Source organism: Lichenifustis flavocetrariae, from assembly GCF_026130545.1.
GTDB lineage: Bacteria > Pseudomonadota > Alphaproteobacteria > Rhizobiales > Beijerinckiaceae > Lichenihabitans > Lichenihabitans flavocetrariae.
Map to the genome: position 1 here is coordinate 39,254 of NZ_JAMOIM010000033.1, position 11,029 is coordinate 50,282.

The window sequence follows — 11,029 nt, forward strand, 5'->3', positions numbered from 1 at the left end:
GCCCTTCGTCCCCACGGGAACGATCCGGACGACCCTTGAGGGCCGAATTCTATTGACCGGCCTCCTGTTTGACCGATTCCTTGATGGTCTCAGGCAGCTGCAAGACGGGCTGCGGCGTCTGGCTCGCGGCCAAAACGGAATTCGGTCTCATCGATCAACATGCGGTGCAGGATGACGGCGAGCTTGCGCGCGACTGCGACGAGGGCCCGCGCAATGCCGCGGCGTTTGGCGATCGTCATGCCCCAGGCCCGAAGGCTCGACCATTTCTTGCTCCTCACGAGCAGCGTGTGCGCCGCTTCGTAGAGTGCCGTTCGCGCGAGTTCGTCGCCGCATCGGCTGACCCGCCCTTGGATATCGGTTTCGCCTGATTGATAGAGGGCCGGCGTCAGGTCGAGGTGGGCGCCAACGTCCCGCGAGTGCCGGAAGCGGTTGGGCCGGTCGATGGTGGCCCGGAAGGCGAGCGCCGCGTTGGGGCCGACGCCGGATGCCTGATGCGAGATAGGACAAGGTCTCGGTGCTCGAACCGAACTGCGGGATCAACTACGACACCATTTGTTGGTGGCCATTGAACCGCCAACTGCGAGGAGCATGGGAATTAGAAAATCGTGGCTGACACGGGTGAACTCCAAGACAAGCACGACCGCCGTGAGCGGCATCGTCATGGACGAAGCCAGGAACGCAGTCACCCCTACCACCGCGAATGCTCCGATGGGAATGCCAGGCCAGAGTGCGGTCCATGCTATGCCTGGTGCGGTTGCGAGAAGAGCGCCGATGGTCATGCCGGGGGTGAGCATGCCTCCTTCCGCTCCAGCGCGAAGACAGGCCGTCGTCGCAATAAGCTTTAGAGCCAGCAGTTCTGCTGCGAGACGTAAACTGATGTCGCTGTCCAGCCCGAGTTGGATCGGGCCCCTGCCGTTTCCCAGTAGATGCGGAAAAGGCACAGCAGCGACACCGACCAGAATGAAAACGGCGCCACACCATGGAACGAGGCGCCAGTTCCGTGGCGCTCGGGCCCGCGCCGCTGTGGCGAGCCTCGCATACCATTGGCCTCCATAACCGAAGATTGGTCCGACACAGGTAGACCACAATATGAGTGAAGTGCTGACCTGCAGGTCGGGCATCCTGTACTGCGATGCGTTGCCCAAGCCAATCCAGGCGACCAGGGCTGCAATGACGGACGTGATGATGGCCGGGACTGCGGCAGCAATGCTGAACGTCTGCAACATAACCTCAAGTGTGAACACAGCGCCACCGAGCGGGACATTGTAGACTGCAGCTAGCCCGGCACCGGCACCGCACGCGATCATGATCCTGGTGTTCGCAGCACTGAGATTTGTCTTCCGCACCAGCCAAGTCGCCAGCAGAGCACCGATCTCACGAGGCGCCACTTCTCGGCCCAGTGGAGAACCTAAACCGACGGTGACAATCTGCAGCAGGGCATGTCCGACAGTCGCCAGGGGCATCGTTGCCTCGTGCGACTTCACCGCTTGCTTGATGCTGACGAGTGGACGACCATAGGCGTACACCGCCCACCAGCCAAACCCGGCCACGGATGCGCAGACTGCCATTGCACCAACACGACGCCAAGGCTTTGCGTCTACCACTCCGTTGAGAAAGCTTTCGTGACTGATGATCTCAGCAAGGCTGTAGCCATAAGCGATATGCTGAACGAAGTGGAGCAACATCGCGAGAAGCATCCCGCACAGTCCGGCTCCGACCCCGATCAAGATCGTGACGGCCCAAAGGGCGAGGTAGCCACATCTGGCAATGGGGGAGTTCCACAACGGTCGATTTTGACGAGACTTCGGCTGGAAATGCGGCCCTGGCGTTTTTCATGCTTATGGGGAGGTCCGCGCCTGCTGAGCCTCGCTGTGACTTGGGCTGCTTATGGAACATCGGACGCATATTGGCCTTCATCGGTGATGACACGACGGGTTTGAACATCGTGCGGCGTTCGAACGGCAGCCGCTGTTGCCAAGACGACAAAGGTCGGTGCGAGATTCAGGCTATGCGCCGCCAGCATACTTCAATCGGCGAGCACCGCAGTTCGAGATGTCGGGCTCTGGAACGGTTTGCCCGAAGAGGCTCACCGCTCGGGGGCGCCGCCCAAGGCTCCACCAGCACGGATGGCTCTGATCTCTGATTTCGCCGTGCGGATGAAATCGGCCCGGAGCTTCAGGTCTGCAGAGCGCAGTCCCAGATAGGTGCCAGCCGGGGTGCTGCCGTTCAAGGTCCTCTGATCCAGCCTCAGCGCGCGGACCGCAGGATCGGCTGCCATATGGTCCGACAGGAGATGTGCGGCGTCAGCCCAGGCGTCGATGCAGCTGTAATAGGCTCGCCGAGCCAGTGCCACGGGTCTCTCTCCTCGCGAGAGAGCATCCTGCGTGATCACGGCCTCGCTGCAGGCCATGGCCTTCGTCCGCGCATCGTCCGCGTCGTCGGCGGTGGCGCCGGAGCAGACGCTCAGCCCGAAGATGATCCCCAGGGTCAGAGCGTGAAGCTTGCTATGGCGTGACTTCAAGAGACTCATGATCAACCTGCCTTTCTCACGCCAACACCGGGAACGGTGTGGGCCTGCTGGGCCGGTCCGGCGCGGTTCGCCAGTTCCGCAGGAGCCGGTCGGCGCATGTGTGATAGAGCGTCGCGGAGCCTGTCCATGTAGATGTAGACGATGGGCGTGGTGAACAGCGTGAGGACCTGGGACACCAACAGGCCGCCGACAATGGCGTATCCGAGCGGCTGCCTGATTTCCGATCCTGTGCCCGTGCCCAGCATCAAGGGCACGCCGCCGAGGAGCGCACACATGGTGGTCATGAGGATGGGCCGGAAGCGGAGAAGACAGGCTTCATGCACAGCTGCCTCGGCCGACAGGCCCCTGTCCCGTTGCCCAACCAGGGCCACGTCGACCAGCATAATGCCGTTCTTCTTGACGATGCCGATCAGCAGGATGATGCCGATGATGCCGATCACGTCGAGCGGGCGCCCGACCAGGAGCAGCGTCGCGAGCGCCCCCAAGCCCGCCGACGGCAACGTCGACAGGATGGTCAGCGGGTGGATGGCGCTCTCGTACAGCATGCCCAGGATGACGTAGACGGCGAAGAGGGCCGCGAGGATCAGCGGCGGCGTGCTCGACAGCGAACTCTGGAACGCCTGGGCGTTGCCCTGGAACCCGGTCGCAATCGAGGACGGCAGATGCAGTTTGTGCGCCGCGTCCTGAACAGCGAAGACGGCAGCCCCGATGGTCGCGCTTGGTGCGAGATTGAAGCTAAGGGTGACGGAGGGAAACTGCCCCTGGTGGTTGACCGCGACGGGTGCCACGCTCTGGACGAAACTGGCAATCTGGCTGAGCGGTACGGAGGCGTTGCTCTGCGAGCGGACGTAGATGCGTCCCAGCGCGTCTGGCCCGAGCTGATAGCGGGGGTCCACCTCAAGGATCACGTAATACTGGTTCAGCGCCGTGTAGATGCGCGCCACATGGCGCTGACCGAAGGCGTCGTAGAGTGTGGAGTCTATCGCGGCAGGGTCGATGCCGAGCCGAGAGGCCGCCGAGCGGTCGATTTCGACGTTGAGGGTCCGCCCGGTCGACTGCTGGTCGCTAGCGACGGAGGTCAGCTCCGGCAGAGCCTGGAGTTTGGCGAGCAGCTTCGGGGCGTAGAGGTTCAGCTCCGCGCTGTCGACGTCGGTTAGGGTGAATTGGTACTGGGTCTTCGACAGGCGGCTGCCGATGTTGATGTCCTGGGCGGCCTGCATGTAGAGCGTCATGCCCTGGACCGGTTGAAGAGCCGTCGTGAGGCGCGCGATGACCTGGTCGGCGGTGACGTCGCGCTCGCCTTTGGGCTTGAGCGTGATAAACACGCGCCCGTCGTTCTCCGTTACGGTGGGTCCGCCCGGGCCGATGTAGCCGACCGCCGACGCGACCGCGGGGTCGCGGCTGGTGATATCGAGGATGGCCTGCTGGCGCTCCTTCATACCGGCCGGCGAGACGTCCTGGGCGGCCTCGCTGATGCCGACGATGAGGCCGGTGTCCTGCTGGGGGAAGAACCCCTTCGGGATGACGACGAAGAGCGCGACCGTCGCGGCCACCGTGGCGATCATCACGCCGAGCGTCACGAGGCGGTATCTCAGGGCGACGACGAGGCCCTTGTCGTAGGCACCGACGAGCCAGGCGAAGAAGCTCTCGAAGACGCGAGACACGCGCCCCGCCTCGCCGTGCTCGTGGGCCGGCAGCAGCTTCGCGCAGAGCATCGGGGTGAGGGTCAGCGAGACCAGGACTGACACCAGGATCGACACCGCGACCGTGACGGCGAACTCCCGGAACATCAGGCCGACGGCGCCGCTCATGAGGAAGAGCGGGATGAACACGGCGATAAGGGATATGGAGATCGACAAGATGGTGAAGCCGATCTCACCGGCCCCGTCGAGGGCGGCCTGGAGCGGCGCCGCCCCGTCCTCGATGTGGCGGACGATGTTCTCCACCATGACGATGGCATCGTCGACCACGAAGCCGACGGCGATCGTCAGTGCCATTAGCGACAGGTTGTCGAGGCTGTAGCCGAGCGCGTACATCACCCCGAAGGTGCCCACGATGGAAATTGGCACCGAGATCGCCGGGATCACGGTCGCCCACAGTTTGCGCAGGAACACCGCGATGACCCCCACCACGAGCGCGATGGTGAGCAGCAGCGTGAAACGCACGTCCGCGACGCTGGCGGCGATCGTCTGGGTGCGGTCGGACACGACCTGCATGTCGATGCTGGGCGGGAGTGAGGCACGAAGTTGCGGCAGCGCCTTCTTGATCGCAGCAACGGTCGACATCACATTCGCGCCCGGCGAGCGCTGCACGGCGAGGAGCACGGCGGGCTTGGTGTTGAGCCAGCCTCCCAGCGTCGTGTCCTGGGGCGCCTTTACGGCATGGCCGATGTCGCGCACCCGGATCGGCGCCCCGTCGCGATAGGCCACGATGGTCGCGTCGAAGCCGGCCGCCGTCATGAGCTGATCGTTGGTCTGAAGCGCCGTCGCCTGCTGCCCGCCGTAGAGTTGGCCCTTCGGCTGGTCGACGGTCAGGTTGGCCAGGGCCCCCCGGACGTTCTCGAAGTCGAGGTTCTCGGCGGCGAGCTGGGCCGGGTTGATCTGGACGCGGATGGCGGGGCTCAGCAGGCCGCCGAGGCCGACGAGGCCGACGCCGGGGATCTGCGAGATCTTCTGGGCCGCGATCGAGTTCGCATAGTCGCTTACCGTCATGATCGGCAGCGCGTCGGACGTCATAGCCACGAGCAGGATCGGCGTGTCGGCCGGGTTGGTCTTGCGATAGATCGGCGGATTGAGCAAGCTCGCCGGCAGCTGTCCCTGGGTGGCGTTGATGGCGGCCTGCACGTCGCCGGCGGCCGAGTCGATCGTGCGGCTCCGGTCGAACTGCAGCGTGATCTCCATGAACCCCGTGCCGCTGCTCGAGGTCATCTGGGTGATGCCGGGGATCTCGCCGAACTGGCGCTCAAGCTGCGTCGCGACAGACGACGCCACGGTTTGCGGATCGGCGCCGGGAAGCTGCGCCGTGACCTGGATCGTCGGCGAGTCGATGTTGGGCAGCGCCGCCACCGGCAACAGCGTGTAGCTGAGAGCCCCGAGGGCGACCACCGCCACCATGAGCAGGACGGTGGCGATCGGCCGGTGGATGAAGCCGGAGGACAGGTTCATGGCAGCATCCCCGCGCTGGCCGTGGAGGTGTTCGGCACGTCGCCGGGCGACGATGCTTTGACCAGGGTGCCCGCCACGAGACGGTACTGGCCCTGCACTACCACCGTCTCGCCCGCATCGAGCCCCTTGGCGATCAAAGCCGTCCCTCGCTCGCGCTGTCCGATCTCCACCGCTTTGATGGCGACTTTGCCGTCCGCACCGACGACGTAGACGAACTGTCCCTTGTCGTTCTGCTGCACGGCATCGGTCGGGATCGTCAGGGCGTCCTTGACCACCGAGGTGGTGATCTCGGCGTTGACGAAGGTGCCGGGCCACAACTGCCGCTCGGCGTTCGGGAAGTTGGCCTTTAGCTGGACGGTGCCGGATGTCGGATTGGCTTGGTTGTTGATTAGCAGCAGCGAACCCGTGTCGAGCTTCTTCGTCCCGCCCTGGTCGTAGACGGTGGCCGCGATCGGCCCTCGCGCGAGAGCCGCCTGAACGGGCGGTATGTCGGCTGCGGGCAGCGTGAAGACGACGCTGACCGGCTGCACCTGGGTCATGGTGACGATGCCGCCGGGATCCGCGGGGCGGATCACGTTGCCGATGTCGACCTGCAGGATGCCGGTGACGCCATCGAACGGTGCCCGCAGAGTTGCAAATTCGAACTCGGTCTCCGCGTCGTCGATGGCGGCCTGGTCGGCCTTAAGCGTGTTCTGGAGCTGGTCGACCTGGGCCTTCTGGTCGGTAACCTGTTGTTCGGTCGCGTAGCCGCGCTGCAGCAGTGGTTCGTTGCGGCCGAGGTTGGTCTGTACGTTGGTCACCTGCGCTTTGTCGCGTGCCAGCTGGGCTTGGGCCTGCGCGAGCCTCGCCTGATAGAGCCGCGGGTCGATCTGAGCCAGCACGTCGCCGCGCTTGACCGTCTGGCCTTCGGTGAAGTCCACGCGCTCCAGTAGTCCGGCCACTTGGCTATGGATCGTTGCCACTTTGAGGGCCTGGACCGTGCCGAGGCCTTCCAGCACGATCGGGACGTCCTCTCTCTTCACGACAGCCGTGACGACGGGCACCGGCGCCGGAGCTACGGCAGGCGCGGATGAAGGTGCGGGCCGGTTCAGGACGACCCAGCCGAGAACACCGGCCCCGATAGCGGCCGACACCATCAACGATCGCGAGATGAATGTTCGCATAACGGCCTACTTTCTCTCTCATCACGGTGACGCGACGGACATCGCCGCTGAGGCATGATCAGTGTGCCGTCTCTTCATCAGGTGCCTGTGTCGATGCAGGTTCGTGACGGCTGCTCGTCAACTCACCCATCCGAGCGGTGTTCGATCCGCTGCCCCGCCGTACCCGACGGTCGATGCTCTCAGCTAGCCGTGATGGGCCGCGGTCCACTTGGCGAGATCGTCGCTCGACAGGCTGGGCACGCGCTTCAGAAAAGCGGTCACACTCCAAAGCTCCGCATCGGGAACGGGATCCTTGCCGGTACCGAAGCTCGGCATGCCAGTCATCTTGATGCCGTTCTTGAGCACCCAGAAGAGTTCCGGGGGCGTAATGTCTTCGATGACCGCCTTGAGGTTCGGTTGCGGGTTCAGTCCCTGCGAGAACCGTGCGGGTTTCACCCCGAGGCCGCCATGGCAGGACTGGCATCCCAGGCTCGCATAGGCCTGTGCCCCGCCCTGGACCACCGACGCATCGTCGAGCGACATCGGCGGCTGATCGGTCGCGTGACGCGTGATCGAGGCCTCACGGACATGGACCAACGCCCAATTGACCAACGCGGGATCCCGCTCGCTCGCCGCTACGCTGAAGACGCCGCCGAAGAAGAAGGTTGCGGTTCCGACACCGGCGGCGATCGCCAGACACGCTGCACAAGCGATGGCAGTGAACGGTTTCATCGCGGGTCGCGCTCCGTGAAGAGGATGGGGAAGCTGGATCGTGCCATTGAACCTGACCCCGCCGCGGCGGTGACGTTCGACCCGAACTCATAGGACGAGGTGCAATCCGGATGTCTCGCGTTCGGGGAGCCGAAGCATCAGAGCGGCACAACGACGGGGGCGCCGCTCGGCCACTTGGCGATATTTTCCGGTGACACGTTGAGGTGAGCGGCGACAAGGGCCGGAGGCGTGTGGGAAAGCCAATCTGACAGGGACAGATCCTGATAGGAGCCGCTCTTGAACACTTCCAAGAATACCAAGTCGGAATTGCCCACGTTCTTGATGTAGTGACCCAGATTGCGTTTGATATAGCCGATGTCGCCGGGCATGAAATTGTTCGTCACGGCCTTCGGACCGGTGTTGAACACCGTCATCTGCGCCGATCCTTTGATGTAGTATTGCCACTCGTCGGCGTTGGGATGCCAGTGCATCTCGCGCATGCCACCTGGATGTACGGTAACGAGCGCGGCCGCTATCGTGGTCGACGCTTTAAAGTTGCTGCTGTCGGCGATCTGCACCATGCCGCCCTTCGTCTGCTTGGCGATAAGGCCTCCTGCGAGCGCATGGGTGAAGGGGTTCGGAACCGGCCCGTTCGAACCCTTGACCGCGTCCTGATCGGCGACAAGCGGACCTGGCACAGTTCCCTGAAAAATCCAAAGGTCGTGAGTGTAGATCTTGCCGAACATCTCGGCGGGCACTCCGAAGTTCAACGCCAACACGTCCGGTGGGGTGTGGGCGATCCAGTCCGTCACCAGCAAAGTGTTGTACTCGGACTGCTCACCACTGTCGAAGCAGAGGATGAACTCACAGCCATCCGGGCCGAGCCCCTGCAACGAGTGCGGGTAGCCGGTCGGGAAATACCAGAGATCGCCCTCCTTCGTGTCGGCCACATAGGCGCGTCCTTCCGGATCGAGGACAGTGACGCGGCAGGCGCCGTAGCTCATGTAGCCCCATTCGGCCGCCTGATGCCAATGCAGTTCCCGAACGCCGCCTGCATCGAGCCGCATGTTCACTCCGGAGATCTCCTTCGAGATCTGGAAATCCGCCTGCGTGACCTGCCTGGCCCAGCCGCCGTCCTGGATGCGCCGTGGTGCGTTGTTGAACGAGGCCCAGAACTGCGGCAGATCGCCGACATCGGTCGGGGGTGGGCTAAACGAATTCGGAAACTGCCCGGCGAGGGTCAGGTTCTGCGGCCCCCGATCGATGATGCTCGCCGGATCCCGCTCGGCATTGATCGCCCCTTGAGGTGGCTCGTCAGGATCACCGAAGGTGGCCGCTGGAGCCCGGGAGGTGAGGCCGAACAAGCTGGCCGTGGCGCCAGCGGTCAGAACTCCACGCCTTGTCTGGTTTCGGTTCATGGGGGTCACCGCTTCAGGAGTGTGGTGTGGTTCGAGTGTTCTACAGCGCTCTTCTGAGATCACTCTTCGGTGTGCTGGGTCCAATTCAGATCGCGCATGCCGATATGCGCGATCTGAATAGGGTTCTCCGACTCAGATGTTGGATTGCGACGAACCACTCAGACCGATCCGCCACCGTGCTGCCGATCGCGCCGGCTGTCGCCTTTGAAGTGGTAATGTTCGCCGGCGCGTCGGAGGCGATCGTGGAGGAGAGGCCAGGTCGGGGGTCCTCAAGTTCTCGACGCCGGTGACTCCAGAGAGCGAACGCCGACCAGCAACTTGCAGGCGACACCGCATGATCACGGGGCATGTCACGATGTCGAACATTCATTGGCGGCGGTACAGTCCGACAGCGACTCTGTCGAGAGTCGGAGGACCACCAGACCATGTCACCTTTCCCTCTATGGGCAGCTCCATCGACGATCAACCGGTCGGTCCCTGTGGCTGTGCTCGTGGCAAGCGGCGGGTCGCTCGAAGCCGAGCGGGTGATCGAAACCTGGGCCGTCTCGATGCCAGCGGCTGCGTTCTGGGTGATCGAGACTCAAGACGACGAAATCGAGACGCATCGTCTCTTGCAGGTCGAGCGATCCGATACACGGCATGGGCCGCATCTCGTCCTGGTCGGTCTCTGCGGGGGAGAAGCTCTCGCGCTCCGACTTGCCTTGGGGGGCGAAACCCCAATTTGTGGGGGGCTGCTACTGTGTCGGGACCTCGGCTGGCTTCCGTCATTCGAGGCGACGCTCAACGGATACAAGCCACCGAAGCTTCGGTTCGTCTGGCAGTCGGTGGACCCACTTTCGTCGGCAGAAATCCTGGGTAGTCGTCTGCGATCCTATCGGGCGTCGGGCATCGACGCGCAGGCGATCGTGATACCGGACGACGTCGGCACCTCGAGAACCAACGCCGCGGCCGTCCGGGCTTCCGCAACCTACGCCGCAGAACTCATTGCGGTCGCGCTGGCGGCGCCTTGACCCATCCACCCGACGAGCACGTCGCCGCGGGATCATGAGCGTCGGAGCGCTCACGCCGTACGTGCCACGCGCATGACGACGTCACGTAACCAGCGATGAGCCCGGAGGTCGTCGTTACGACGATGCCAGAGCATCGCCAGGTTCGACCGTGGCGACACGAAGGGCAGTCGGAGCACGGCAAGGGGTGTCGTCCTAGCAAAGGTTCTCGCGATCCGCTCGCCGAGGATCGCGATGAGATTGGATTGCGCCAGGGTGGAACCGGCCGCCAGCAGGGGCGCGCGAAGCGCGACGCGCCGGGCCAGCCCATGAGCGGCGAGTTCATCGTCGACGAAATCGCTGTCCTCGCCCGTGGACGACAGAATGAGGTGAGGGAACTCTCCCAGCGCATGGATCCCGATCATCTCGCCAAGTGCGGCCGGGTGGCCCACACGCACCAAGGCGACAAATCCATCGTCGAACAGCTTGAGGTCCCTGAAACGCTCATTTGAAGAAGCCAGACCCCCGAGGGCGAGATCGAGGTCGCCCCGGTCGAGCTGCTCCGGAAGGTTCAGCGTGCCGCTCGGGCGCAGGTCGAGGCGTATGCCCGGTCCTTCCGCACTCACGGCCGCGGTGATCGGAGCCGTAAGGACTAGGGCGCTGCGATTATCGACCGCGATCGAGAAAGAGCGTTCGCTCGTTGCCGGATCGAAGATGGACGCGTCGAGAAGGCCTGCCTGAATGCCCCGAAGCGCGGTTCGCACGGAACCCGAGAGACGAAGCGCGAACGGGGTCGGTTCCATGCCCTCCGGGGTTCGCACGAACAGGTCGTCACCGAGCGCGATGCGCAGCCGTCCGAGTGCGTGGGAGATCGCGGGCTGCGTCATGTGTAGCTTGGCGGCTGCGCGCGTCACGCTGCGCTCGTCAGCGATGGCGTCGAACACGACAAGCAGGTTGAGGTCGAGCTTCCGCAGGTTCAAGACCATGTTCTCCAAAGAGCCTGCTAGCCCGGATTATGCAGGCCAATAAGCATTGAGGTGGATTTTCTCTACCGGACCGTGCCGTTTGTCCGATTTTG

At 63.9% G+C, this 11,029-nt stretch carries 8 protein-coding genes and 1 pseudogene; 1 reads left to right on the plus strand and 8 read right to left on the minus strand.

The features are described 5' to 3' along the window. Positions 1–89: 89 nt before the first annotated feature. From M8523_RS36890 to M8523_RS28150, 7 genes and pseudogenes are all read right to left on the minus strand, one after another. Positions 90–485 (minus strand): annotated as a pseudogene (locus M8523_RS36890) (transposase); the annotation flags it as partial. 51 nt (positions 486–536) lie between these two features. Next, positions 537–1,697 carry a chloride channel protein gene (locus tag M8523_RS28125; protein WP_428351486.1) on the minus strand — a complete coding sequence of 387 codons (1,161 nt, stop codon included), beginning with the start codon at positions 1,695–1,697 and terminating at the stop codon, positions 537–539. A 389-nt stretch (positions 1,698–2,086) separates the two neighbouring features. Continuing rightward, complete coding sequence (locus M8523_RS28130; RefSeq protein ID WP_282588193.1) at positions 2,087–2,530, minus strand: hypothetical protein; 444 nt, start codon at positions 2,528–2,530, stop codon at positions 2,087–2,089. Positions 2,531–2,532: 2 nt separating this feature from the next. Beyond that, the gene (locus tag M8523_RS28135; RefSeq protein ID WP_282588194.1) at positions 2,533–5,694 is read right to left on the minus strand and encodes an efflux RND transporter permease subunit; all 3,162 of its coding nucleotides are present in this window, start codon (positions 5,692–5,694) and stop codon (positions 2,533–2,535) included. Continuing rightward, positions 5,691–6,857: an efflux RND transporter periplasmic adaptor subunit gene (locus tag M8523_RS28140; protein WP_345894313.1), complete on the minus strand. Its 1,167-nt coding sequence runs from the start codon at positions 6,855–6,857 to the stop codon at positions 5,691–5,693. The genes M8523_RS28135 and M8523_RS28140 overlap by 4 nt, the downstream gene beginning before the upstream one ends. A 183-nt stretch (positions 6,858–7,040) precedes the next feature. Continuing rightward, positions 7,041–7,568: a c-type cytochrome gene (locus M8523_RS28145; protein WP_282588195.1), complete on the minus strand. Its 528-nt coding sequence runs from the start codon at positions 7,566–7,568 to the stop codon at positions 7,041–7,043. 137 nt (positions 7,569–7,705) lie between these two features. Continuing rightward, the gene (locus M8523_RS28150) at positions 7,706–8,965 is read right to left on the minus strand and encodes a cupin domain-containing protein (protein ID WP_282588196.1); all 1,260 of its coding nucleotides are present in this window, start codon (positions 8,963–8,965) and stop codon (positions 7,706–7,708) included. Between the two features lie 425 nt (positions 8,966–9,390). Here M8523_RS28150 and M8523_RS28155 point away from each other — a divergent pair, with 425 nt between their 5' ends. Further along, positions 9,391–9,975, plus strand: coding sequence for a hypothetical protein (locus tag M8523_RS28155; protein WP_282588197.1), 585 nt, complete (start codon positions 9,391–9,393; stop codon positions 9,973–9,975). A 50-nt stretch (positions 9,976–10,025) separates the two neighbouring features. On the opposite strand, the gene M8523_RS28160 is transcribed toward M8523_RS28155, so the two are convergent. Then, positions 10,026–10,937: a LysR family transcriptional regulator gene (locus M8523_RS28160; protein ID WP_282588198.1), complete on the minus strand. Its 912-nt coding sequence runs from the start codon at positions 10,935–10,937 to the stop codon at positions 10,026–10,028. Positions 10,938–11,029 lie beyond the last annotated feature (92 nt).

Bases quoted from the DNA above. Each gene is read 5' to 3' on its own strand.
- M8523_RS28130 (WP_282588193.1), bottom strand. From the start codon at position 2,530: ATGAGTCTCTTGAAGTCACGCCATAGCAAGCTTCACGCTCTGACCCTG.
- M8523_RS28150 (WP_282588196.1), bottom strand. From the start codon at position 8,965: ATGAACCGAAACCAGACAAGGCGTGGAGTTCTGACCGCTGGCGCCACG.
- M8523_RS28135 (WP_282588194.1), bottom strand. From the start codon at position 5,694: ATGAACCTGTCCTCCGGCTTCATCCACCGGCCGATCGCCACCGTCCTG.
- M8523_RS28155 (WP_282588197.1), top strand. From the start codon at position 9,391: ATGTCACCTTTCCCTCTATGGGCAGCTCCATCGACGATCAACCGGTCG.
- M8523_RS28140 (WP_345894313.1), bottom strand. From the start codon at position 6,857: ATGCGAACATTCATCTCGCGATCGTTGATGGTGTCGGCCGCTATCGGG.
- M8523_RS28125 (WP_428351486.1), bottom strand. From the start codon at position 1,697: ATGCTTCTCGCGATGTTGCTCCACTTCGTTCAGCATATCGCTTATGGC.
- M8523_RS28145 (WP_282588195.1), bottom strand. From the start codon at position 7,568: ATGAAACCGTTCACTGCCATCGCTTGTGCAGCGTGTCTGGCGATCGCC.
- M8523_RS28160 (WP_282588198.1), bottom strand. From the start codon at position 10,937: ATGGTCTTGAACCTGCGGAAGCTCGACCTCAACCTGCTTGTCGTGTTC.